The organism is Fischerella sp. PCC 9605 (assembly GCF_000517105.1).
GTDB lineage: Bacteria > Cyanobacteriota > Cyanobacteriia > Cyanobacteriales > Nostocaceae > PCC9605.
The window spans coordinates 176,113-202,146 of the sequence record NZ_KI912151.1; the positions used below are offsets into that span (position 1 = coordinate 176,113).

The following is a 26,034-nucleotide window of genomic DNA, read 5'->3' on the forward strand; positions in this document are numbered from 1 at the left end:
CTTCTCGCAGAGTAGGGTGGTTCAAAAGTCAATTTTTTCACCACATAGACGCGCTTTACTCGGCTACTCTACGAGAAGGGCTGCGCCCTACGGTGCAGGGTAGACACTAAGACACCAAGAAAAATGCATTACACCTTGAAAGGACTAGTTGCCTGGTTTAACTATAATTTTCGGGCAATATGACAAGCACAGAGGTATCAATTATCTTCCCCTCAAGCTACTCCTCCGTTAACGCGGATATTTTGCCCAGTGATCCAGCCTGCTTCATCGTTGGCAAGAAACGCCACTACATCGGCAATATCTTCCACTTGTCCCAGCCTTCCTAATGCTGCTGCTTGGGCAAAACGGTTGATTTGTTCTTCTGTTTTGCCTTGTCGAAACAATTCTGTATCTGTGGGATCTGGTGAAATGACATTGACAGTTATACCCCTGCTACCCACTACCCAATTCTTTCGCCACTACTCGCGTAATTTGTTCAATAGCACCTTTGGTTCCCACATAAGTGCTATCGGCGATCGCCTTTTGAGTGATTTCCAGAGGAAGCTGTTGCCGCGATGCTCTGTGTGGCATTATTGAATAATCAAAGAGTTTGAGCTTTCACAGGCAACACAATCACAAATTCAGTTCCTTGACCCAGTGTGGAATTGACCTTAATCGCCCCACCATGCTTTTCCACTACAATTTGATGGGCGATCGCCAATCCCAGTCCAGTACCTTTACCAACCGCTTTCGTGGTGAACAGGTGGTCAAAGATATGCTTCTTCACCTCGTCTGTCATGCCAATGCCATTATCTGCAATCCGAATCGTTACATATTCAGAATCGAGCATTTCCGTGCAGACGTTGATGACAAGGGAAGTATCTACTCGCTTTCCCTGCTGCCAAACTTCTTCCAGGGCATCGATCGCATTAGCAAAGATATTCATGAACACTTGATTGAGTTGTCCCGGATAGCACTCAAGCTTTGGCAAGGGAGCGTATTTTCTGGTAACTTCAATTTCAGGCCGCTGCCCCAAGGCTTTGAGGCGATGGCGCAGGATTAATAGGGTACTGTCAAGTCCCTGATGCACATCGACCTCAACCTTTACAGATGTATCAGTGCGGGCAAAGTTTCGCAGCGACACGGAAACATCTTTGATTCTCTCCGTGCTTAACTGCATAGAATTGAGGAGCTTTGGCAAATCTTCAAGGAGAAACTCCAGATCTGTTTGGGCGATCGCCTCCTGAATGGCAGGTGGAAGTTGGGAGTGATGTTGCTGACACAATTGCAGGATGTTGGTGAGATCGGCAACATACTCTTGAGCGGGAAGAATATTGCTGATGATGCAGCTAACGGGATTATTCATTTCATGGGCCACACCCGCTATTAGTTGACCGAGCGTCGAGAGCTTTTCTTGTTGCACCAGTTGCACTTGTGCCTGTTCCAACGCCGCCGTTCGCTCTGCCACCCGCTGTTCTAAACGATCGGTCAGTTGCTTGAGTTGCAAATGCATTCGCACTCTAGCAATCACTTCTGCTTGTTCAAATGGTTTGGGAATGTAATCAACGGCTCCTAACGAAAATCCTTTCACCTTGTTTTCGGTATCCGTCAGCGCTGTCATGAAAATGATTGGGATTCTTTGCGTTAATGGATCGGCTTTGAGTTTGTGGCACGTCTCAAACCCATCGATTCCAGGCATTTGTACATCTAAAAGAATCAGAGCAGGTGGTTTATGCTGCACCAATTCGATTGCACTTTCTCCATCTTCGGCAACTCGAACCGCAAAACCTGCACTTTTTAATGCTTGTGATAGCACTGACAGATTAGTTGGATTGTCATCAACAATCAAAACAAAATCAGAGTCTTTCATAAGTTTAAATCATTGTTTTTATATCGAATGAATTAAAAAAGGCAGAGAACAGGGGAAGAGTGAGTGGGAGACGCGGGGACACGGAGAAAAACCAATGACCAATGACCAATAACTATTGACTCTTGACCCTTGACTCTTGACTTTGGACTCTTTTGAATTCAGTTAGCCTGACTTATCCACTGACTTAATCTCTCTCGCAGTTTCTTGAGTTGGAAATTTTCGGCAAGCTGGATTACTTGTTGAGCAAAGGTAACAAAGACAGGATTGTTTGCTTTTAGGTTGTTTGCTTCATGCAGTACGCCATCGACATCGCCATCTTTTACCAACTCATACAAGCGAGTTAATACATCAATAGAAGGTAGACAAATATCATTTGAATTTGACTGATTATTCGTTTCTTGGCGATTTGAATCAACTTCTGGTTTTGGTGCATAAATCCATTCCAAATTCAGGTGAATTCGGAGTAATTCCAGCAGGATATCAGCCGAAACAGGTTTAGGTAAGAAGGCATTCGCTCCGGCATCCAAACTCTGATTTTGATCGCTTTCAAACACACTCGCAGAGGAAGCAACGATCGCCACATCTTTCAACTGAGCGGATTGCTTTACGTAGTGAATCAGGGCAAAGCCATCCATCACGGGCATTACTAGATCGGTGATGATGAGGTTGGGTTGAGTGGCGATCGCCCGATCGATCCCCTCATGTCCATCACTAGCTTCTATCACCTCAAATCCAATTGGTTCTAGCAAATTGACGATCACCGAACGGTTTTCCCACTTGTCATCTACTACCAAGATGGTGCGTTTTCTGCCCTGATAGCCTGTGATAGTTCCCTGTTGCATCACCCTGGAAGCCGTTGCCCATCCTTTTGCTTCCGGGAACTCCATCTCAAACCAGAAAACGCTACCCTTACCGAATTGACTTTGAACTTCCAAAGCACTGCCCATGAGGCGGACGATTTGTTGACTGATGGCTAATCCTAGTCCGGTTCCTTCCGCCTGTCTCTTTAAGTCTCCTACTTGTTCAAAGGGAAGAAAGATTTTCTCCAATTGCTCCGATGTCATCCCAACTCCTGTATCCTTCACTTGAAAACGAATTTTGTAGCTTGTCATTTGTCCTTGGTCATTGGTCATTTGTTTGTTTTCATCACTAATGACTAATGACAAATGACTAATGACCTCTACCTTAAATGTCACTCCCCCACTGTCTGTAAACTTGATCGCGTTTCCCAAGAGATTAATTAGAACTTGGCGCAGTCGTTTTTCGTCCGCATGGATACCTGCGGGGAGTCGCTCGTCAGGCTGATAGTTGAAGGCGATCGCTTTTTGCTCAGCTCTGATGCGGCAGATTTCGACGACTCCTTGCAGAAATGAAGGGAAATGGAAATCGATTGGACGCAGCTCCATTTTGCGGGCTTCGATTTTGGATAGATCGAGTACATCGTTAATTAGGGTCAACAGATGAGAGCCGCATTGATGGATGATTTCGATCCCTTTGCGTCCTTTGTCCGTGAAGGGTTCTGTTCGTTGCAGGATTTGAGTATAGCCCAGGATGCCGTTGAGGGGGGTTCGCAACTCGTGGCTCATGTTGGCGAGAAATTCACTCTTGGCTTGATTGGCAATTTCGGCAACATTTTTCGCCTCCTTGAGTTCAGTCGTTCGTTCTTCAACTCGTCGCTCTAGTTCATCATTGGCTTGTCGGAGTTTTGTTTCTGCTCTCCGGTTTTCATTAGTCACCGCAGAGAGGACAAATGTAGTGATGGCGATGACGCAAATGAATGATTGCAGTAGGATGAGCGATTCATTGGGCGAGGCTTGTTTGGCAAACGAACCAAAGCCTCGAACGGTTCCAAAAACCGCGATCGCTGACACAATAAGTACGAGTAAAGTAGATTCCCGCGTTTTAAACCGAACTGCCGACCAAATCAGCGGTGGAATAACCATGTATTCAATTGGGTACCCTCCCGAAAAGGCTACACGATCGATTGCCATTACTGAGAGTAAGACAAATACGAACTCTATAATTTGCTGCCGATCAAAGCTTCTTTGATATTGAGATTTTTGGAACCATGCCAGCAATAGGGGTGTAACGACCAAAATACCTGTGCTGTCTGATGCCAGCCAAGTTCGACACACGTCTCCAAATGCTGTCCAAGATGCGATACCACTTACGCAAAGTGTCAGTGCAGCCAGTATGGAACTGATGGCAGGGCTGGGTACAGTCAGAACTATAAATTTAAAGACATCTTGCGATCGCTCTAAAAAATTGTGGCGTTTGATGCAGCGATGAATTAAAAAAGTTGCTAAAACAGGTGTGATAAGATTGACACCAGAAATAATGCTACTAATTAAAAAATTATTTTTGAAAAAAAGAATATAGCCAACAATAAAATCACTTAGAAATAAGATGGGCCAAACGCGATAGCCTACTAGTAACATTGCTGCCAAAAAGACGCCGAGTGAAGGCCAAAATACTGATGCACCATTGACAAATGTCATGGATAAACCTATGTATCCAAGACAGAAGTGAACAATAGGAATAATCAGCGCTGCTATCAGAAATGGGCGATCGAGCTTGACTAAGGATTGTGGCTTTCTCGTATTCTGCTGCATTTGTTGTCTCCATGCAGATATCTGAAGGACAGTAACCTTCAACAAAGGTTGTCAAGCTTATGTTTCCCAAATAGGTGTTAACCATAACGGGCATAGACTTCATCCGGAAATCATTGTGAATTATCAAGCGATCGCAGCGTTTTGCAAAAATGGCTAAATGTCAGAAATTCTCTCCAGGTAAATAGTTTTTGGAAGAATATTAACTATTTTGTTGAATTTGGGAATTCTAAGCCAATACGATTCAGTTAAGGCTGCGATCCCCCCTAGCCCCCCTTTAAAAGCCCTTGTCATTACCCACATTTTTCTCAAGCTGGCGATCGCCATAAAATCGGATTTCAAAACCCTGATGATTGCGTGACTATTCTCAATAAATATTGATAGATGATAATTGTTCGGAGACGTACAAACCCTAATAAGCGTAAGGTTTCCAGAAGATGTGGGTAACGACAAGGCTTTTAAGCCGGGGAGAGGTCAATGTTGGGCAGTTCTCTCGCCATAACGCAACAGCCTTTCGATCGCACCCAGACGGTTTTCCCAAGCTTTGACTTGGTAGGGATTCTCCGCAGCTTGCAAGCGCATCCAAATCCGAAATTGAAACTGGAAGCGAACCAGAGTTGCTCTTGCTGCTAGCAACTTACTGGCATTGGGTTCAGCAGCCAGATTATTCAAAGCGCTTTGCAAAACTTCTGCTTGGGCATTAAACTCTGACATTGTCGTACCCGGTAATCGCAGTTGGTCGTTTTGCGAAACAAACTTCCATTCGCGTAGCAACGCATTATAACGGGCAGCAGCAGCAGCAAAAGGTTGACGCAGAGGTATTGGTTGTTGTTGCGTGCCTTGTTCTCTACCTTGGGTGCGACTAAAAACTTTTTGTAAATCATTGTTAAAATTATCTGCGGCAAAAAGGGCATAACCGCTAATTGGCAAATCTCTGACCAATTGGATTTGATCGAACGCCCCGACTGTTGGTAAAGCAAGCAGGCGAATTCCTGGGATCAATAAGGTAGAACCTAATTTTGTCGAGGCGATCCAAGGTTGCGCCAGTCGCTCAAAGCGCAAGGTATCTTGGGCATAGGTCATGGGGATGATTAAATCTATATCACCCTGCCTTGCCCAGACTTCCCAATGCTGCTGAATCTTCTGAATGCGTTCTTGTTCTGGTAAGGGAAATACAGCTGCCGATAAAATCAGGTTGGGTCGCTTTGCTCGCAAGTGCTGGGAAACTTCAGCAACAAAGCTATTAACTCGCTCAGTGCGAAATTCCGTCCACTTCCGCCAAAGTTCCCCCTGCTTGGGGGAAATCTTCATTGGATCGACACCAGTAAGTTCTTGAAACTGTGCCCTTGCTGCTTGTCCATAGCCATAACTCCGTCCTGCACCTGGATCTTGGAAAGGATAGCGAATATAGTCTAGCTGCAAGCCATCGACTTGATAGCGGGTAACAATTTCTTCGTATAGCCGCAGTAAATACTGTCGCACTTGGGGATTAGCTGGGTCAAAAAAAGGCTTACCCTGACCAAGGGGAATCATTTTACCGCGATGATCGTAGCCTGCCCAATCGGGATGAGCAGCAAGGACTGGCCCCGGATAATTAGGGTTAGTATTAAGAATTTGATTGTGGCGTTGGTTGCCAGCCGCAAAAGTCCAAACCCAAGCGTGTAATTCCATACCCCGAGCATGGGCTAATTTCACCGCGGCTGCGAGTGGATCCCAGCCGCGAATGAGTGGATTTTGCTGTGGTGCAACTTGACTGGGATATATGGTGTAACCAGAGTTGACTGTTTCAAAAAATACTGTGTTAATCCCTGCTTGTGCCAGACGATCAAAAATTTGAGCGAGTCCGCGATCGCTACCAGCACGAACAATTGTCCCCCGATCAAGCCAGATAGCCCGAATTTCTGGTTGAGCCAATCTGCGATCGACAGGAAATTGCTGCCATAGCGAAGCCTTCGCCATTAGCCAAGTAGAGCGAGCTTGAGCATACTTTTTTTGTGCTATCAACTGCTGCAAGTTTTTCACAACTTCCCGTGCTTGTACCAGGGCTTTCTCCGTACTCACAACTGGTGGAGCCCCAGATTTAGTGGAAGCGAATTGTGTCTCCTGTGCTTTTACAGACACAGAGTTGCCATTGTATGCCGCAGCAGCTAAATGAGCGCTTTCTACTCGACCGATGAGATTTTCTAACTGTTGCTGGAGAGCGATCGCTTCACTGCGGCTAATGGGTGCGTTGGAGTTAGGTATTACATCCAAACGCACTCTGTGTTCAAGTTGGTCAATTGCCTCATCTGAACGTAGAAACGTATTACTAGGTAAGGGTCTAGGTTGGGGAGGAGTGGGGGAAGTGGAGGAGTGGGGGAGTGGAGGAGTGGGGGATGGGGAGATGGGGGGATGGGGTGATGGGGAAGTAGAGGAAGTGGAGGAATTTCTCCCACTCTCCCACTCTCCCTCTCTCCCTCTCTCCCTAGAGGAGGCAGCAGCGACGGAGGTAGAGCAGTTTGATGACGCTTCTGGTACTTTATTAATGAAAATAGAGAACTTTTTTAAATGACGATTGAGGGCTGCTTTCAACCAAGCGGTATCTATCTCTGCCCCAGAAGCGGCATCTACTCCCCACCGCCAACCGAACAAGGTAGAACGTTCTGTTGTTAAAACTGCTGCCGAATTATCTTTAGTATTCCAAACAGCAGCAGCTTGTGAATTTAAAGTATTGGGAATCACAACCCCACCGCGTACTGTTCCAGACAGGTTGTCTTGGCTTTCCCAATTCTTCGATGAAGAAGGTTGCAGTTTCTGGGGACTGTCAAGGCTAAATGCCCAGTATCCACCCAAGAGTGTTTGCAGCAATTGCCGTACTCCCGATGGTGATGAACTCCCTACCGAACCACTGGCAATCAAGCGCCCGCCCTTTCTCATCCATTCTTCCAGCGCGATCGCTTGCCCTGGCGTCAGATTCTCCACATTCGGCAAAAACAACACTGGGCGATCGCCCCAGTCTGCTGCACTTCTGACGCTATCTAAAGAAATTACACAATACTTCACCCCCACTGAGCGCAAGCGATTTTCAATTCCTGTCCACTGATTGCTGTTTTCTTGAGTATGGATGATGCTGAATACAGGCTCAGAAGTTGTAGCATTTGCTGGCAAAATATTCACCAGACTATACATTATAAATTTAATTTTAAAAATGAATAATCCCGTTGTTTTGAGATTTTTAAATTTACTTTTTTTTATGGTTTGTCCCTGGCTGTTCACTTATTTATTCCTCACTTATTTTATTTGGTCATTAGTCATTGGTAAAAACCAAGGACTAATGACTAAGGACAAATGACAAAGAACTATTTAATACAGGTCTTAATTAATTCTTCGACTCCCGCAACAGTAAATATATTTGTATCCAATTTACTAGCTAACTCTTCAACACCCATATCATCTAAAAACACCAATTCGCCATGTTTTAGCATGACACTTGGCAGTAAAATTCCATTTCCTAAATCTTCCCCTTGTAAATTTAACAACAAGTCATGACCGGTTAGCAATCCAGTTACGGTAATATCTTGCCCCCAATAATCGCTATTCATAGCACGCATATTTACTTCTAAACCCTCCACGGAGTTAAAACGCTTTAGGATTGGTTGAAATGCTTTTTCCACAGCGTTGCCAACAACCCAAGTAAATTTTCGCCATCCTTTAACTTTTGGTGGTAGCAAATTATCAGCGGCTTGGGCAAAGTTTTTGAGGAATAAACGAATGGAACCAACACCATTATCGATTTGGGGATAATCTTCGTATTCAGATTCAGATGGTAATTCCTCACCAGCGATTAAAAACCACTCATCAGCTAACCAAGCAAATGTAGAATTGAACTTTTGACGAAATTGTTGCTGGAGCGATCGCACTTGTTTAATGACTTCTCGTGCTGTTTCTCTAGAAACAGGTATAAGTTCGTCTTGTTGGGGACGGAATTTGGTTAACCCCACTGGAACTACTGCCACAGAAGCTACTGCGGGCACTTCGCCAGTATGAAATGATGCTAAATCTCTGAGGGTTTGCTCCAAATGCTCGCCATCATTAATACCAGGACACACCACTACCTGAGCGTGAATTTGCAGTCGCCTTTGTTGGAACCACTTGATTTGTTGCAAAATTTGTCCGGCACGGGGATTTTTCAGCAGTCTAATTCTAACTTCGGGTTCTGTGGCATGAACGGAAACATACAAGGGAGACAGACGCATTCTGTCAATTCTTTGCCATTCCCGTTCTGGTAAGTTAGTTAAGGTGAGATAAGAGCCATACAAAAAGCTCAAGCGATAATCATCATCTTTGAAATACAAGCTTGAGCGTTTGCCTGGTGGTTGTTGGTCAATAAAGCAAAATGGACAGCGATTATTGCACTGGATTAAACTATCAAATAGTGCTGTTTCAAATTCTAATCCTAAGTCTTCGTCATAGTCTTTTTCGATTTCAATTTGATGAGTTTTTCCAGTCGCGTCTAAGACTTCCAGTTCTAACACTTCATCAGCACATAAAAATCGATAATCAATTAAGTCACGGGGATGTGTGCCGTTAATGCTCACAATCGCATCCCCAACTTCAAAGCCAATTTCTGCCGCAATTGAATCAGGTAATACTTTAGTAATTCGAGCAGGACGAATAGTAGTCATTGGTCAGGAGTAATTAGTCATTGGTCATTAGTCATTTGTCATTCCATTTAAACAAAGGACAAATGACTAATGACAAAGGACTATTAACTATTTTTCAATACTCCAGCGGCGATTGACCCCAGTATTAATACGCCAAATATTAACCTATACCAAACAAATACCCAATTACTGCGGGTTTTGAGGAAGCACAGCAAACCAGCAATTGCTAAATAAAAAAATATTGCCGATAAAATTACACCAACTACCAAACACACTCTCCCCACCTCCCCATCTCCCCACCTCCCCACCTCCCCACCTCCCCATCTCCCCACCTCTCATCCGCAGCTAAAAAACTCCTGCACCAATTGCACCCAGAATTGCTGCTCCAAACCCAAGGCGATACCATACAAATACCCAGTTGCTTCGCCGTTGTAAAAACTTCAGCAACCAAGCGATTGATAGATACGAGAATATGAAGGTTGAGATAATACCGACAATCAGCGGCAGGAACATATGCGATTCTTCGAGTACGTCTTTAGTTTGAACCAGTGTGGCGATCGCCAGCGTTGGCAAACCTAACAAAAATGAAAATCGGGCAGCAGTTTCTCGTTGCAAACCAATAAATAGGGCTGTCGTCAGAGTTGAACCAGAACGCGAAGACCCTGGTAAAAGGGCGATCATTTGCCCTAAACCTACAATAATCCCATCTTGAATTTCTACCTCTTCAAAGCCACGCTTGCGGGAACCAAATTTCTCCGCCAAACCCAACAACGTCGCCATCATAATTGACATTGCCGCAATCATCAAGGGACTTTCTAACTCAACATCTAAAATCTTGAGTACTAAACCACCTAATAATGCCGGAAACATCCCAATCGCAATCCCCACAAACATTTTCCACTCATATCGCTGCCATTCCTTATGCTGAAATGCTAACCAAGCACCTCCCAAAATGTTGCGAATGTCTTTCCAAAAGTACATCACTACCGCAAAAACGCTACCAAGCTGAATCCCATCAACTGCGGCCTTACTCCATGTTGCCTTCCAGCCTAAAACGTCCCGAAATATTATTAGGTGAGCGGTACTGCTGATTGGTAAAAATTCCGTGATGCCTTGGACTATACCTAAAATAAATCCTTGCACTATTTCCCCAACCAAGTTGGCTTCACCCGCAACAGCATTACCAGCTGTTTGCATCAGATAATTTTCTACAGGCAATAAAAAATCCATACCGCCTACAAACATTGTCCCCATTCACCAGACTCCAGAGATAGCTACGTAACTTTACCGAATTATCCAACTTTACGTCCTTGGAGTCAGTGATTCCGGGAGACTATTTTATTGACAATATGGTTTTCTCGCTCAAAAGTCCCTGTAATTCACATCTTGCATAGCCTATGCAACTACACTGAGGCAGATCCTCCAAACCCTCACCTGCCAGGTTCAACCTGGTAACGAAAAAGAGACTCTGGCTTTTGTTGAGAAGGGTGCAAGACTCCCATGCACCGGGGCGCACAGCAAAGAATGAAAATCTCTCTTCCTATGTCCCATGCCCAATGCCCAACTTTCCAGACAGTCAATCACGGGAAAATCCCACAACCAAGGATAAAAATACCTCTTTCCCGATCCCCAATCCCCAATCCCTATTTTCAAGCTAGATATCAGTGTAATATAAAAGATACTATCATTATGCCCCAGGGGGGGATTTATGTTGTGATATCTTAAATAAGATAAAGTTAAGTAAACAATATTAAAAACTTGATTAACAATACCTTGTCTTCCCACACTGCTTCTACCTCCGTCAAGACTGACACCCAAACCCTGGAAAAACAGATAATTCCCCTGGCTCCCCCTCTCCCAGACGCGCCATGGCGCGTCTCTACATCTCTCCTCCTCTTATCTTCCTACCGCCAAACTTGGCTAGTATTTGCCGCAGCCATATTTCTGGTGTCTGTGCCAGTATTTATCGAAGCGCCCTTAGTGCGATCGCTGCCCTGGTTGAGTGTAGCCCTGACAGGTGTATGGGTGTGGCTGAGTCTCTTATTAATGTCACGTTCTGTAACATATGTTTGGGGAGATTTGCTATTCGGGTTTAGCTGGAGTTGGTTAGCAGGTTCGATTTACTGGGGTTGGTTGCGTTGGGAACCGTTATGGCATTTGCCAGTAGAATCTATCGGCTTGCCATTTGCTATATGGTGTCTGCGTCGCAATTGGGGCAAAGTCGGTAATTGGTTTTATTTGGGTTCTTTACTCGGTACAGTCTTAACCGACGTGTATTTCTACTTGGTAGATTTGATGCCCCACTGGCGACAAATTATGCGGGTAGAACCAGAGTTGGTGTCACCAATTTTACGAAATGCCGTAGCACAAATACAAACTCCTTGGGGGACAGCCTGGGCATTAATTCTTGCCTTAGTTCTTATGGCAGTGGGACTTTTGCCTTTGGGTACAAGACGACGGTACTGGTATGCCTTTAGTGGAGCAGTGTTGAGTACGATTTTGGTAGATAGTTTATTTTTGTTAGCTGCGCTTTTGGCGTAAAAATATTTTCACACAGATAACATCTCAACTAAATCTTGCTTTTTCTTCTTGTTATATCCAGAAATCCCCCGTTTTTTCGCCATGTCTTTTAGCTGTGCAACTGTCAAAGTGTTCAATATTTTGATGTCTGCGATCGCTTCTGGCATTTGTTCAGGACTCAGATAAAAAACTTCTTTGAGCGCATTTAGCTTCTTTCCTTTGGTTATGCCACATTTCAGTGTTGCGATCGGTTCCAAGTTTTTCCAGTACTTGCGTGGGGCTTCATCAATACGATTGGTGGCGATCGCTAAGTTCACTCCCTTTAACTCACTGTTGGGTTTTTCAATCAGATACTGCAATGCCGCCTGAATTTCATCTCTAGTTGCAGTTGAAAGATTGACTTTTGGTATTGACTCCCCAGTTAGAATCCTGGTTAGCTCTAATGTTTTCTCACTCTCGTCTGCAATGATGCACCAAACTCTTTCTAAACCCGCTTCCTCAGCGATCGCGTAAATAAATGAATTGCCGATGACTTCATAGCGATCTTCACCGATTTCTTTAACAATTACCGGAACCCAATTGCGACTACCCGATTCAACCAGTGCTTTTGCAGCTGCTTTGATTAAAAACTCTGGTGCATCCGTGCCTTTACCTGGGTTGATTTCATGCATATAAAGACACATCAAATTCCCAACATCGCTTAAGCTCATGTCTCTGCTCTCTTATTGCAAAAAGTATTCCTTAGCTAGTGCCAAATAATGCTCATAAGCTGTCCGATTTTTGTAAACAGCCGGGATGCGAGTAAATGCAGCGCTTGCAATATGCGCGTAACTGGGTATGTTAAAAATGTGGCGGCTTTGATTTGCCTGAGTATATTTAGGGTAAAAATATGGTGTTAGATCAATAGGATTAAGTGTATCGGTTTTGGCTTTGTTGATGATTTTATCTATCTCCTTTTGGGCGGTAAATATCTGAGCCTCGGTAATGGATTCACCGTTGTAAAAAATGGGGAGAGCAATAGGCCCTCCGTCATTCCTTTTAGTTTGAATTTCGGGAATAAAACGCTGAATGACAACAGCCGCGTTCTTTAGCGAAAACATGCTGTTGTGTTTGGTGGGAATTAAAACAACATCCGAGGCATACACAGCACTCTGGCTAAACAATCTCCAATTGGGTGGAGAATCAATCAAAATATAGTCATATTGATATTTTAGTGGCTCAATTACCTGCCTAAGTCTGCTTATCTTTATACGTTGCCGCAATTCCTCTTCACCAAGCTCCATCAGCTTTTGGTCGCTAGGGATAATATCAAATGCGACTGTACCTTTAGATGGTACTTGGAAATTCAACCTGAAGCTTAATCCAGGAGGAACCAATATACTCGCCTTATCTTCCAACCAGGAATATAGCACATCTTCTTTTGGTTTGAGAGCAAGAGAGTTAGTTAAATCCTGCTGGCTTGGGTCAAAATCAATTATTAATGTTTGTTTTCCCAAATATGCTAGCGTTGCAGCCAGATTGAGTGTTGTTGTAGTCTTTCCCACCCCACCTTTGTTGTTGTAAATGGCAACTGTAAGTGCCTTTTGTGGGGTGTCAACTTTAGCTTTGATGTCCTGCACAATCTCGTCAACATTGTCAGGTGTGATTTCCTGGCAAGGTAAACAAGGGTGGATAACCTTACCGTGTTTCCTAAACAGCTGTATATGGATTGAGTTGGTGATAATCCCCCACTGGACAGATTGACAGTTCGGCGCTAACAGGTAACGTTTAAGTTGGGAAACGGTAGACTTATACTGTGTGGAATTTTCACTTAAGTTAGTATCTCTGCCTTTTAACTCAATAAGCAGATAAGGGTTAGACTTGGTGTGGATAAAGATGTCTTTGTCAGTATCTCTTCTAACAGCATAGTCAACTTTATCAGTACCATTCCCAGTGGCAAAGTTGGGAATCGTTTCGGTGACATCGTACCCCAATGTTTTTAATAATTCCGGAATAAATATACTACCTATTGTTGCTTGCGGTGCATTGATTGGTAGGTAGAGCAAGGCTTTTAGAAGCTGGTTATATTCCATAGAATGAGTCTGCATACACAAACACGAAACCTTCAAATTTCAGGAGTTTTGCTTATAGTGTACTGAACTATTATGTTATTTGCGATCCTGAGTTTTCACAGTATGTGATTTCGGGTGATTTTTGTAACCTAAGCTTCCTTAGCATTATCCGATGTGTTGACATTTTTTTGTCATTCTCACCAATCACAATAAAAATTACAGGAGCTTAATTAAATACATGACTTAATCCAACTCCGAATTAATGACCCCCTTGAAGAGAAACCAAACAAATTCTTGGTTGAATGCAGCGCTATTATTCGCCCTAGTTTCACTACCTACTGCTTGTGCTTTGCAACCAAATCGCATAAACAATGTTGCCGAATCTTTCCCGAAAGCAGAGGCGAAAGAAAGCGATCGCAATAATGCAACTTATGCAGATGTGCAAGCTTTGGTGAATATGGGTGCGCGAGTTACTGGTACGCCAGTCATGGAAAAAGCAAGTGCTTACCTGATTGATGAGTACCGTAAGGCTGGCTATGTCACTGAGGTTCAGACTTTTGATTATCAAAAGTTTGTAGACTTAGGTTCAAATCTCAGCATCAATGGAGCAAGTATAGAAGGTAATGCACTCAATGGCACGATTCCTGGAAAAGTGAATGCACCAATAGTAGCAGTTCCCAATGTTGGGCGTCCCGATGACTTTGCTCAGGTAAATGTCAAAGGTGCGATCGCAGTTGTCAGGCGCGGCGAAATCCGTTTTTCTGAAAAAGCTAAAAATGCTGCTGCTGCTGGGGCTGTTGGTTTGGCGATCGTCAACAACAAACCAGGTAATTTATCCGGCGGTGCGTTAGGCGAAACGGTGAAAATTCCCGTCTTAGCACTTTCGGGTGAGCGTGGTAATCCCTTGCTTGAGAAGGCACAGAATACACCAGTCAATGTCAATTTAAATGTTAATGCTCAACGGCGAGTTGTAAACGGACGCAATATTATCGCTCATCTACCAGGTGTAACTCAGCCAAAGCTGATCGTTGGTGGACACTACGACTCAGTGCCGGGTTCTCCGGGGGCAAACGACAACGCTTCTGGAACAGCAGTTGTATTAGCTCTAGCTCGTCATTTGTCAAACACAGATCTTGGTCGTCAAGCCTGGTTTGTTGCTTTCGCTGGCGAGGAAGATGGATTACACGGCTCAAAAGCATTTGTAAATGCCGCTACCCCAGAATTCCTCTCAGGTTTGAAAGGAATGCTAAATTTTGACATGGTAGGCGTTAACGATCGGCTTGGTATAGGTGGTACATCGTCGTTAACCGCATTCGCAAAAGCTACTGAACCCGACGTCAAAATCTTTGGTTCCTATGGTGGTAGCGATCATGCACCGTTTGCTGAAAAAAACGTGCCAGTCCTGTTTTTCTACCGTGGTCAGGAACCAAACTACCATACACCAAATGATAAAACGGTAGACCCAAAATTGCTAAATGAAACCACGCAAACAGCGCTGGATATCATCAAGCAATTGCTGCAAGTTAACTGATTTGTGGGTGAGGAAAACGGAGTTTTGTCTCCTGCTGATAGTGTTGAAACCCATCTTTTAACTTAGAAATCTGCAATGTCCGCTAATTTTTCCTTAAAGAAATCGCTAACAAATTTATCTTTAGTATCTGTGGGAGCTATGACAGCTCTTTTCGGAGCACAGTTAATGCCCACCAAAGCAGTGCTGACTCAACAACCAATCGCACAGCTACCGTCTAATCCATCAGTTAATACTAATACTAACTTTATTGCCGCTGCGGTAGAAAAAACTGGATCGGCAGTGGTTCGGATTGACTCCACACGCACGCTTAGTAGTCGATACGCGCCAGATGGTAGGCGGATAGCACGGGGTACTGGCTCTGGCTTTATCCTTAGATCAAATGGCTTAATTTTGACTAACGCTCACGTAGTTTCTGGCGCAGACACGGTTAGAGTAACATTGAAAGACGGTCGTAGTTTTACAGGTCGGGTATTGGGAGCAGATAGAGCGACAGATGTAGCAGTAGTACAAATTCAGGCTAATAATTTACCGATCGTCAGCATTGGTAATTCCGACCAGTTAAAACCTGGAGAATGGGCGATCGCGATCGGCAACCCCCTCGGTTTAGATAACACTGTCACAGTGGGTATTATCAGTGGCACAGAACGTTCTAGTCGTGCCTTTGGTGCACGCGATGGGGGGATTGGTTTCATCCAGACAGATGCAGCTATTAACCCTGGTAATTCTGGCGGGCCGCTATTGAATCAAAGAGGGCAAGTCATCGGCATTAACACTGCGATCATTCGAGGTACTCAAGGATTAGGATTTGCCATCCCCATCAACCAGGCACAGCAGATTGCTAACCAGTTGATAGCCCAGGCTGGCTAATACTGCACCCTGTAATTCCTCTTTTGTTACTTTCAGCAGAGAATAATCTTGAAACCTTATTTTTGGGTACTTTTTCAACAAGGGAATGTAAATGACAAATCTGGAATGCGATCGCGCAATTCATGACTTTGTTTGAGGTTCAAGGTAGAATCAGTATTTTTCTCTCCTCGTAGTAACAAAAGAGGGATAAATCCCCGACTTCTGGTGAGAAGTCGGGGATCTGTCTTTTTCAAAACCTAATTTTTGCCATAGTTTTTAATTCATATCAGGCGTCCCTTATTTATCAATATCTAAGGTTAAGAAAAGATTATTAAAAGGTTACTAATTGACTAATATATTCGCAAAAAATTGCCGACACCCAAATTTTTCTGGTGCAGGGTTTTCTGAAATCTTAAGTTAAACCTACAGGCTGATGGTTTGAGCTTTAAATCTGACTACGCTTTTATATCATCTGCCTATTTGCGGAGGAAATTTTCAGATGCCATCTTCTACATTTGACTGGGAACAAATTAATGTACCTGAAATTGTCGAGAGTCTCACAGGATTAATTTTTGCACCTGTGATTCTTCCTCTTGCCGCAGCGGTACATCAGCCTACAGTCCAAACAGCCATCAAAGGGGGAATTGCTCTTTCCGAAAGGTGTAAAGAAGCACTAGCAGAAACTACAGAGGTAATTGAAAACTTAGCAGCAGAGGTCAATGCTGAACTCATCAATAACAAACAGGCAGAATTTAACTCTGAAATGACTCGAACCTATTCTCAAGATGCAAAATCTGAGATAGCTAGAGACTTAATTAATGTAATTTCAGATGTCAACACCGATGTTGGACGGATAACCAATGGTTTAGTTGATTTGCGGCTGTTATTACCTCTGGGATTTAGTGCGCTGGCTGTGCGTCAGTTGTTTATTAAAGGGCTGCAAATTGATGAAATACCTTGGTACACCCTTGCTTGGTATGCCTTCGACTCTTTTATGAAATTAAATACAACAAACGAATCAAATGATTAAAAATTAGGAAAAGCTACTATTTGGCTATTTGTAATTTTTAGTTTTCAGACAGGGGCAGGTATTTTTGTGATTAGAGTAATTCATAATCAGGTCAAAGGTAGAGCTAGATATAAAATTAAAGAGCTTTATCGATCGGAATATCTCAAACAAAATCTTGAGCGATCGCTCTCAGAACAGCCAGGAATCAATTACGTTTCTGCTAATCCATTAACTAGCAATATTCTGATTTTTTTTGAGTGCGAATATAGTACAGAGAAAATAGCAACATTAATTGAAAAAAGTATTTTAGAATATCAAAATTCAGATATAAAATCACCAGTAAAAATTTTATCCGCAACCGAAAAATCATTAACAAAAGAGACACCAAAACCCATTGCTAATGCTCAAGCACAAAGAATAGAAAACTGGCATCTAATTGAAACAGATTCAGCTCTAGATTCATTTAATACCTCAAAACAATCAGGATTATCTAGTGAGTCTGCTGCTGAAAATTTAAAGAAATATGGCCCGAATGTTCTAGCAACAGCAAAGACTCGTTCTGATTTAAGTATCTTGATTGATCAATTCAAGTCTTTGCCAGTTGCTTTATTGGGCATTGCTGCCGGTGTTTCATTAGTGACGGGGGGACTTATCGATGCCTTAGTGATTTTGGGCGTTGTTGGTCTGAATGCGGCGATTGGTTATACAACAGAAAGCCAGTCAGAAAGAATTATTCACTCCCTCGGCAGTCATCAGGAGACATCGACTTGGGTAATCAGAGATAGCAAGCAAATCGAAATTTCCACACAAGATGTTGTCATTGGCGATATTTTAGTTCTGAAAACAGGTGGTTACATAGCAGCAGATGCCCGACTGCTAGAGGCGGAAAATCTTAGTATTGATGAGTCTGCGTTAACAGGGGAAAGCATACCTGTAACTAAATCAACGACACCTCTAACAGGTGAAGATATTCCTTTGGCAGATCGTACAAATATGGTCTACAAAGGAACTTTGGTAACAGGTGGTCAAGGTTTGGCAGTGGTGGTAGCAACGGCCAAATTTACCGAAATGGGCAAGATTCAACAATTAGTTGGCGAAGCAACAGCAACCGAAACTCCTCTAGCCAGACAACTCGATGAAGTAGGTAGCCAACTAGTGGCAATTGGCATGGGAATTTGCGGACTTGTCTTTGGCATTGGGGTATTGCGGGGATATGGTTTGCTGCAAATGCTTCAATCATCTATATCCCTGGCGGTTGCTGCTGTTCCGGAAGGGTTGCCCACAATTGCCACTACAACCTTGGCTTTGGGTATCCAAGATATGCGTAAGCGTAACGTCCTTGTTCGCAGTCTTAGTGCTGTCGAAGCTTTGGGTTCGGTGCAAACCATTTGCTTGGATAAAACCGGAACGATTACAGAGAACCGGATGTCTGTTGTCGAAGTACATACAGACAGTCGCCAAATCGCTGTGTCTGATGGTGAATTTATCGCTAATGACGAGAATATCAATCCCTACGCTTGCGATGAATTGCTAAAGCTGATTCATGTATCGGTTCTGTGTAATGAAAGTCAAGTTAACCAAGAGCAAGATGGCGAGTATAGCATCAAAGGGTCGGCAACAGAAAATGCTTTGATTCACATGGCTATCAGTGCTGGGGTAGATGTGAACCAGCTTAGAGACAAGTATCAGCTGCTGCAAACTAACCTGCGCTCAGAGAATCGTAACATCATGAGTACGGTTCATGCTACTGACAATAACCATAAATTTGTTGCTGTTAAAGGCAGTCCGGCAGAAGTTGCCCAGATATGCAAATTCTGGGTCAAAGACGGGGAAGTCATACCTTTAACAGAAGAAGACAGGCAGGCGATCGAAATAGAAAATGACCGCATGGCAGGGAAAGCACTGAGAGTATTAGGTGTAGCTTATACCAATCAGGACGAGACTCACAACGGTCAAAATCCTGAACAAGACTTGACATGGCTTGGTCTAGTGGGTATGGCAGATCCGGTTCGCAAAGGTGTCAAAGAGTTAATGAGTGAATTTCATGGGGCTGGTATTGATACGGTGATGATTACCGGAGATCAAAGTCCTACTGCCTATGCGATCGCCAAAGAATTAGAATTAAGCAGAGATCCGCAACTAGAAATTCTAGACTCCACTGACCTCAACAATCTTACCCCAGAGGCACTCACAGCACTGTGTGATAAAGTGGATGTCTTTGCCCGCATCAGTCCTAGCAATAAATTGCAAATCGTCCAAGCATTACAAGCCGCTGGACAAGTTGTTGCCATGACAGGCGATGGTATTAACGATGCGCCCGCACTCAAGGCTGCTCAAGTTGGCGTAGCAATGGGCAAAGGTGGAACTGATGTAGCGCGTGAAGTTGCAGATATCGTCCTGGAAGATGACAGGCTGGAAACCATGATTGTTGCTGTCAGTCGGGGCAGGACAATCTACAACAACATTAGAAAATCGGTGCATTTTCTTCTCGCCACCAACCTAAGTGAAATCATGGTGATGACAACCGCTACCGCAGTTGGTATAGGCGAACCCCTGAACGCAATCCAGCTGCTTTGGCTAAATTTGGTGACAGACATTTTCCCTGGTCTTTCTCTGGCGTTGGAAGCACCTGAACCAGATGTACTGAGTAAGCCTCCCCGCAACCCAAATGAACCAATCATTAAGAGTTCAGATTTTGGCAGAATTGCCTTTGAGGCAGGAACAATATCTGTCAGTACTTTAGCAGCTTACGGATACGGCATCCTCAAATATGGCATTAGTCCTCAGGCAAGCACCATTGCTTTTATGAGCCTAACATCAGCTCAACTGCTACATACCCTTAGCTGCCGTTCTGAAAATCACAGCATCTTTAGTCAAGAAAAACTGCCGAATAATTCCTACTTAAATGCTGCCATTGTCGGTTCTTTTGCTATTCAACTTCTTGCTATAGCTATTCCACCACTGCGGAGTCTATTGAAGATTACGCCAGTTGATATTGTAGATGGTGCTGCCATTGGCGGTAGTGCTTTGCTACCCCTGTTGATAAATGAAAGCACAAAGAATCTACCATCAGCAAATGATGACAAAAAATGATCCCTAGCCCCCCCTTAAAAAGGGGGGAACAAAGCATAACTTTTTAACGGCACATTGAACTTTAGGATATAGAGGTAATTAGGGAATAAAGCCCTACTTTTGAACGGAATCTTAAACTTGGAAACACTAAAGCAATCGGAAAACTAAGCCCCCCTTAAAAAGGGGGGTTGGGGGGATCTCAAATAGTAAATACTAACCAAAGGTGAAAACATATGAAAAAAGACTTCATGTTTACCTCTGAATCAGTAACTGAGGGGCATCCTGATAAACTTTGCGATCAGATTAGTGATGCGATTGTAGACCGATTTCTTCAGCAAGACCCTTATTCTCGCGTAATTACAGAATGTGCTGTAGCTACAGGTATTGTCTTTATTGCAGCTAGATTTGAACCTAGTGCCAACGTAGATTTTACCAACGTGGCCAGAAAAGTAATTGACCAGGTAGGCTACGAACATACAGAATTTAATGGTAAGACTTGTAGTATTTTGACTAGCCTTTCAGAATTGACTCCTGATGAGAGTTATTCTTTTCATGAAAAAGAACTGTCTGACGAACAAATAGAGCAAATTCCTGTCAAAAACCAAGCAACAGTATTTGGTTTTGCCTGCAATCAAACTTCTGCTTTGATGCCTCTACCAATTTGGTTAGCTCACAAACTAGCAAAACGAATTAGTGAGGTAAGACGCCAAAATATACTCTCTTATCTTACTCCCGATGGCAAAACTCAAGTAGGAGTTGAATATCGCGATCGCCGCCCTTATAGAATTCATAGTCTCACAGTTATTGCCAGTCAAAATAAAGCTAAATATCCTGATTTACAACAACTTCGAGACGATATTTACGAGACAGTAATTAAACCTGTTTTTGATACTGAAGAAATTAAACCAGATGAACAGACGAGAATATTTATCAATCCTGATGGACAATTTATTCGCGGTGGCCCCGCTGCTCACTCTGGGTTAACAGGTCGAAAAAATGCCATAGATACTTATGGAGAATATGCACAGCATAGTGGTTCAGCTCTAAGTGGCAAAGACCCAATTAGAATAGATAGAGTCGGAGCTTATGCCGCCCGTTATGCAGCTAAAAATCTTGTAGCAGCGGGTATTGCTGATGAATGTGAGGTGCAGCTAAGTTACACGATCGGTATTTCCAAACCAGTGAGTATTCAAGTAGAAACTTTTGGAACAGGCAAAATTTCTGATGAAGAAATCACACAACTACTAGCAAAGCATTTTGATTTTCGTTTAGCAGGGATAATTAAGCAGTTTAATTTGAGATTCCTGCCTTCAATCTATAAAGATGGCTTTTACAGAAAACTAGCTACCTATGGTCATGTGGGTAGGATTGATTTGGAACTTCCTTGGGAAAAAACAGATAAAGTTGGTGTGTTTTAAAAGTTATCAACAGTCATTGGTCATTGGTCATTAGTCATTTGTAATTACCAATGACTAATGACAAATTTAAGCAGGTTGAAGTTCTTTTTGACAGTAAAGATAATCACAATAGACTGCCCAAGCTGCCCCAAATAAACCAGTTATAGAACCTGCGATCGCTGCTGCAACACCCCATCCCATTGGCCCAATCCAATCTGTGATTTCACATAATATTGCTGTGGTTGCTTTGGAAACAATGTAAGCCGTTCCTGCTGCTGCTGCTGTTACTAAACCCAACTCTGCCAGCATTTCTATCACTTGTTTGCTGGATAAATCTTCTTGAAAATAGATTTTCCATATAGAAGTGTACATAGCAACATCAGAAGCAGTTAAAATCACCTGTTTTGGAACTTCTACGCCAGGAGTTGGCGCAGCTGAGGCACCACCACTACCAATAGCGCAAGTGGCGATCGCTAAAGCTACTTCTAATCTTTTTTTGCCTAAACTACTCACGGTTTCATCTCCTGTGACTCTTGCAGAGGTAGTATTTAGCCGCGAGGGTTGCATAAACATCAACCTCATACAGTCTATTTACCCTAACTAGAGTAGACCATTGCCTTAGTGTCTTAGTGTCTTAGTGTCTTAGTGGTTCAAAAATTTTTAACCGTTATTATTTTCTACCCCCTTACCTTATCTTTATTTTATTTACGCTCACCAACATTATCTACTCAACTAATGAAATTAGTAGCAATTTTCATGTAGAAAAGTTGTTAGTAATAGGGCGATTAGTCACCCAAACAGGTGATGTCAATCAAATATTCTCAACGATATCTTAAAAGCACCAGAAGTTAAACAACTCTGGAGAATAATATTATGAAAAAGATTATGATGGCAAGTCTAGTAGCTTTAGCTGCTGCTACTGGAATGCTCCTCAACAATCAACCCGCTCAAGCTCATCGGCGTTACCATTATCATCGGCCTTACTATTATCATCGCCTATATCCTTTTCGATTAAACTACTGCTATCCGGTTACTCAATGGCTGGTAGACGAAGATCCCGCCTATCACCCTCAAGCCTACGCTGATGGCTACCGACAAGGACGTGAGAGTGCTAAAAAAGGAAAAGCTTACAAACCACGTACTGCTGGTGGTGAATTTGGTCGTGGTTTTGATGACGGTTATTACGGTAGGAAGTTTGCTGGTCAAAAAAACATAGTTCCTAACGAATATAAGCCATACACCACAACAGAATGCGGTTGGTTTTGATTCTCTTAGGAAGTATGATGTTGTGCTAAAAACTTTTCAGCGGCAGCGCATCGCAATTTTTACAAGGATTGAAATGTAAATTACTGAGGATAATACTGTGTCAAAAATTTCTCAGCCTCAGTCCTATCTTTAATCTCTCCATCCAAGGTAGCAGCTAGCAAATCATCCAGCATTTGCCGATACTGCGGCCCCGGTTTGTAACCAAGTTTCTTCAGATCGTTACCATTGAGAATTGGCTGCACGTTAGCCCAAACTGTCAAGTAATGCCATATTTGCCGCCTAATCGTTCGCGAACTGTGTAGAGCAATTAAAATCAACGTGGGTAAATCGTAACGCCGTAGTAATTTCACCACCTGACTGGGACGCTGGCAAGTGGGTAAAGTTTCCTTTACCTCAGCTTGTGTCTGGGCAAAGTTCTGCAAGCGTTCGATGCTATCTTCTTGCATTTGCAGATTTTTTGCCACCTTGGCTCGATATTCTGGTGTGAGGTGGGCAATGATTGCTTCTAAGCGCATCTGCCAGTGAGTAATCAGCGATTGTTCGGGGTCAAATCTGAGCAAACAGCGTTCTAGCAGTCGTAATTGCCGCCACAACTCCTCATCAAGCTTGAGAGTAGGATGGATGCACTGTAATGCTCCCAAATCTGCCAGTAACTGTAAAGCTGGTTTCCAATAAGGCGCTTCGAGAATGTGCTTTAATTCTGCTTTCAGTCGAGTTTGTAGTGCAGGTGCTTTGCTGTTTTCTCTAGTAGTGCGATCGTAAACACCACTATTTATGGCATAACGAATATACTCTTCTGTTTGCTGTTCAATTTTGAAGCCAAAGCGCACGGCAAAGCGGACGCCGCGATAAATACGGGTGGGGTCTTCAATAAAGCTGTTGGCGTGTAAAACGCGAATTTGCTTAGCTTGCAAATCTAGTAAACCACCAAAGAAATCAAGTAGTTTACCAGCACGAGGAGGTGTGAGTCGCAGTGCGAGGGCATTGATGGTAAAGTCGCGTCGATACAAATCTTGACGAATTGAACTGGCTTCGACTTCAGGATTAGCTGCTGGGTAAGGATAAAATTCAGTTCTGGCAGTCGCAATATCTACCCAGAGAGAATCCAATTCTGGGTCTTTGTGCCAAAGTAGAGCAGCAGTTTGAAAAGCACCGTGAATTTCTAGGCGTGCAGCTGGGTAAAGTTGCTGGAGTGCTTTGGCTAATTCTACACCAGCACCTACATCAGCAGCTTTGTGAAAGCCATCGACTACTAAATCTATATCTTGAATTAACAAAGTGCCAGATGCTTCTTTGGCTAGCAGTAAGTCGCGTACTGCTCCCCCCACTAAATACAAATGCCAACCGCGTTGTTTGGCTTGTGCAGAGGCTTTGGTGAGTAGTTCCCAGAGTTTGGGAGCAAGGCGATCGCGCAATTGACTAAGCGCCGGAATCTCAACACTTTCTTCCCCTTCTTTCCCTTTCTCCCCATCTTCCCATCTCCCCATTGCCCCTAATCCCCACTCCCTAGCGGTCGTGGGGGCCCCGAGTTCCCCATCATTTTGCTGATGTAATTCCCGCAAAACGTCGGTGCGCGTGACAATTCCTACTAACTGCCCATTTTCTAACACTGGCAACCGTCCGATATCATAAGTCACCATTAATGACTCGATTTCTGGCAGAGTAGTATCAGGGGTAATAGTCTTTAAATTTATTGTCATGTAGCCTTTGACTGGTGCATGACTAAAGCCGTGATGCAGGGCAATATCAATGTCTCGACGAGAAATAATACCCACCAACTTACCTTGGGCATCAACTACAGATAAACCAGAGTGTCCGTAGCGTAGTAAAATCCGCTGCGCTTGTTCTATTGTGGTTTCTGGGCGGATGGTACGAACAGGAGATGACATTAAATCTCGTGCCGTTGGTGGATGAGGAACTTGAGCTTTTAACCCTTTTAACAGCTGGTTTAAGATTTGCTGAAAATCTACTCCCCGCAGGTTTAGGGATGTGGCTTGGGAATGTCCGTCGCCGCCTAGCGGTTGAAATATTTGGTTGAGATTGACGCCGGGAATTCGCGATCGCCCAATTACCGTTAAGCGCGAATCATTCTCTCCCAAAGGATATTCGTTAGCTAGCAGTAAAGCATCAATTTCTGTCAACTCCATTAGTTCGGAAGCCAGACTCGATAACCCCGGTACAAAAGCATTGGTTTTCAGCCTTACCCAAGCCAGGGTATACCCTCTTATGCATAAATACTGGAGATTGTCAAGGGCGTCAGATAATAACTGCTGCAATTGGGGAGATAAACCGGGTTCAACATACTCAGCCACTACCGATAAACTAGCACCTTGCTGCATTAACCAAGCTAGAGCCAAGGCATCTCGTGATGTGGCGTGGTCATAAGTGAGTGAACCAGTATCAACGTGGATACCCAAAGCCATTGCCGTTGCTTCCGCGACAGAAAGGGAAATTTGCCGTTTTTGTAGTTCCTCGACAATTAGAGTTGTGGTGGCTCCTACGTCGGAAATATGGAATTTAGTTGCAGGGATATCGCCATGTTGTTCGAGGTGGTGATCGTAAACGATGATTTCTTTAATGTGGGGTAAATCTAACCATTCAGCAGCTTTACCCAGGCGATCGCGGTATTGCGTATCCACCACAGTCAGAGAGCGAATTTTTTTCGGATTGACCGAACGCCTTTCTATTAGCGCGTACTCATCCCGATGCAACGCCAAAAACTCCCGTACAGGTGGATGAGCACCGCCAGTTAACACAATCTTGCTACCTGGGAGCAACCGCGTTAGTCCTACCGCCGCCCCCAGTGCGTCAAAATCAGCTGTTGTGTGGCACAGAATTAAGTCCATAGTCATTAGTCATTGGTCATTAGTCATTGGTCATTGGTCATTGGTCATTGGTCAAAAGCTATTCAAAAAGCACAAATAACTAATGACAAAGGACAGATGACGAAGGACTAATAACTAAAGTGTTGCAGTTTCCGCCAGCTTAACCAATTAAAGAAAATAGTCGGTTTTGCTCTGTAAATATTCTATCTTTAGCTCTATCCGACATCAGCCCACATCGTATATTCATAAGCTAAAAGGCATTTAATTTGCATTCTCAAAAAAATCAAACTCTTGTGGGGTGGGCGTCTCGCCCGCCCTGACTATGCAACTTAAATGCACATCAGCTTACCCTGTAGGGAACCTAAAGCGTAGAGTTGGTGTTGAGATGAATAGCAGCACAAAAACTAAACGCTGTT

Annotated in this window: 19 protein-coding genes and 1 pseudogene; 7 read left to right on the forward strand and 13 right to left on the reverse strand. The window is 43.5% G+C overall.

The features are described from left to right. Positions 1 to 212 precede the first annotated feature (212 nt). The 8 genes and pseudogenes from FIS9605_RS38215 to FIS9605_RS0125845 form a co-directional block, all read right to left on the reverse strand. On the reverse strand, positions 213 to 440 hold the full coding sequence (locus FIS9605_RS38215) for an SDR family oxidoreductase (protein WP_026735161.1): 228 nt from the start codon (positions 438 to 440) through the stop codon (positions 213 to 215). Further along, positions 433 to 570: a hypothetical protein gene (locus FIS9605_RS45490; protein WP_231510466.1), complete on the reverse strand. Its 138-nt coding sequence runs from the start codon at positions 568 to 570 to the stop codon at positions 433 to 435. The genes FIS9605_RS38215 and FIS9605_RS45490 overlap by 8 nt, the downstream gene beginning before the upstream one ends. A gap of 10 nt (positions 571 to 580) precedes the next feature. Beyond that, positions 581 to 1,849 carry a sensor histidine kinase gene (locus tag FIS9605_RS0125815; protein ID WP_026735162.1) on the reverse strand — a complete coding sequence of 423 codons (1,269 nt, stop codon included), beginning with the start codon at positions 1,847 to 1,849 and terminating at the stop codon, positions 581 to 583. A gap of 158 nt (positions 1,850 to 2,007) precedes the next feature. Continuing rightward, positions 2,008 to 4,461: an MASE1 domain-containing protein gene (locus FIS9605_RS0125820; protein WP_026735163.1), complete on the reverse strand. Its 2,454-nt coding sequence runs from the start codon at positions 4,459 to 4,461 to the stop codon at positions 2,008 to 2,010. 471 nt (positions 4,462 to 4,932) lie between these two features. Beyond that, complete coding sequence (locus FIS9605_RS0125830) at positions 4,933 to 7,626, reverse strand: family 10 glycosylhydrolase (RefSeq protein WP_082209879.1); 2,694 nt, start codon at positions 7,624 to 7,626, stop codon at positions 4,933 to 4,935. Between the two features lie 170 nt (positions 7,627 to 7,796). Continuing rightward, entirely contained in the window at positions 7,797 to 9,122 is a 1,326-nt protein-coding gene (locus FIS9605_RS0125835; protein WP_026735165.1) for a TIGR03279 family radical SAM protein, read from the reverse strand. Between the two features lie 83 nt (positions 9,123 to 9,205). After that, positions 9,206 to 9,376, reverse strand: a pseudogene (locus FIS9605_RS43105) (undecaprenyl-diphosphatase); the annotation flags it as partial. Positions 9,377 to 9,446: 70 nt separating this feature from the next. Then, a complete protein-coding gene (locus FIS9605_RS0125845) occupies positions 9,447 to 10,355 on the reverse strand; it encodes an undecaprenyl-diphosphate phosphatase (RefSeq protein ID WP_026735166.1) in 909 nt (302 codons plus the stop codon). Positions 10,356 to 10,943: 588 nt separating this feature from the next. On the opposite strand from FIS9605_RS0125845, the gene FIS9605_RS0125850 reads away from it, so the two are divergent. Continuing rightward, a complete protein-coding gene (locus FIS9605_RS0125850) occupies positions 10,944 to 11,642 on the forward strand; it encodes a DUF3120 domain-containing protein (RefSeq protein ID WP_442854737.1) in 699 nt (232 codons plus the stop codon). Positions 11,643 to 11,650: 8 nt separating this feature from the next. Here FIS9605_RS0125850 and FIS9605_RS0125855 read toward each other — a convergent pair whose 3' ends face one another. Together FIS9605_RS0125855 and FIS9605_RS0125860 are read right to left on the reverse strand one after the other, a co-directional pair. Then, positions 11,651 to 12,331 (reverse strand): Rho termination factor N-terminal domain-containing protein, encoded by a 681-nt coding sequence (locus FIS9605_RS0125855; RefSeq protein ID WP_026735168.1) that lies wholly within the window; start codon positions 12,329 to 12,331, stop codon positions 11,651 to 11,653. Positions 12,332 to 12,343: 12 nt separating this feature from the next. Next, complete coding sequence (locus FIS9605_RS0125860; RefSeq protein WP_026735169.1) at positions 12,344 to 13,708, reverse strand: AAA family ATPase; 1,365 nt, start codon at positions 13,706 to 13,708, stop codon at positions 12,344 to 12,346. Positions 13,709 to 13,934: 226 nt separating this feature from the next. Here FIS9605_RS0125860 and FIS9605_RS0125865 point away from each other — a divergent pair, with 226 nt between their 5' ends. Together FIS9605_RS0125865 and FIS9605_RS0125870 are read left to right on the forward strand one after the other, a co-directional pair. Then, positions 13,935 to 15,203, forward strand: coding sequence for a M28 family peptidase (locus tag FIS9605_RS0125865; RefSeq protein WP_026735170.1), 1,269 nt, complete (start codon positions 13,935 to 13,937; stop codon positions 15,201 to 15,203). A gap of 138 nt (positions 15,204 to 15,341) precedes the next feature. Beyond that, positions 15,342 to 16,070: a trypsin-like peptidase domain-containing protein gene (locus FIS9605_RS0125870; RefSeq protein WP_231510467.1), complete on the forward strand. Its 729-nt coding sequence runs from the start codon at positions 15,342 to 15,344 to the stop codon at positions 16,068 to 16,070. 74 nt (positions 16,071 to 16,144) lie between these two features. Here FIS9605_RS0125870 and FIS9605_RS43110 read toward each other — a convergent pair whose 3' ends face one another. Beyond that, positions 16,145 to 16,303, reverse strand: coding sequence for a hypothetical protein (locus tag FIS9605_RS43110; protein ID WP_155960543.1), 159 nt, complete (start codon positions 16,301 to 16,303; stop codon positions 16,145 to 16,147). Positions 16,304 to 16,548: 245 nt separating this feature from the next. Between FIS9605_RS43110 and FIS9605_RS0125875 the strand changes: the two genes are divergently transcribed. The 3 genes from FIS9605_RS0125875 (at position 16,549) to metK (ending at position 21,548) form a co-directional block, all read left to right on the forward strand. Further along, positions 16,549 to 17,079, forward strand: coding sequence for a DUF5132 domain-containing protein (locus FIS9605_RS0125875; RefSeq protein WP_035140245.1), 531 nt, complete (start codon positions 16,549 to 16,551; stop codon positions 17,077 to 17,079). A gap of 66 nt (positions 17,080 to 17,145) precedes the next feature. Further along, a complete protein-coding gene (locus FIS9605_RS0125880; protein WP_026735173.1) occupies positions 17,146 to 20,151 on the forward strand; it encodes a cation-translocating P-type ATPase in 3,006 nt (1,001 codons plus the stop codon). A 212-nt stretch (positions 20,152 to 20,363) separates the two neighbouring features. Further along, positions 20,364 to 21,548, forward strand: coding sequence for a methionine adenosyltransferase (gene metK / locus FIS9605_RS0125885; RefSeq protein ID WP_026735174.1), 1,185 nt, complete (start codon positions 20,364 to 20,366; stop codon positions 21,546 to 21,548). A gap of 66 nt (positions 21,549 to 21,614) precedes the next feature. On the opposite strand, the gene FIS9605_RS0125890 is transcribed toward metK, so the two are convergent. After that, positions 21,615 to 22,040, reverse strand: coding sequence for a hypothetical protein (locus FIS9605_RS0125890; RefSeq protein ID WP_026735175.1), 426 nt, complete (start codon positions 22,038 to 22,040; stop codon positions 21,615 to 21,617). 360 nt (positions 22,041 to 22,400) lie between these two features. Between FIS9605_RS0125890 and FIS9605_RS0125895 the strand changes: the two genes are divergently transcribed. Continuing rightward, positions 22,401 to 22,793, forward strand: a complete 393-nt coding sequence (locus FIS9605_RS0125895; RefSeq protein WP_026735176.1) for a hypothetical protein — start codon at positions 22,401 to 22,403, stop codon at positions 22,791 to 22,793. Positions 22,794 to 22,873: 80 nt separating this feature from the next. Here the strand turns inward: FIS9605_RS0125895 and FIS9605_RS0125900 are convergent, their stop codons facing one another. After that, positions 22,874 to 25,639 (reverse strand): CBS domain-containing protein, encoded by a 2,766-nt coding sequence (locus tag FIS9605_RS0125900; protein ID WP_026735177.1) that lies wholly within the window; start codon positions 25,637 to 25,639, stop codon positions 22,874 to 22,876. Between the last annotated feature and the right edge of the window lie 395 nt (positions 25,640 to 26,034).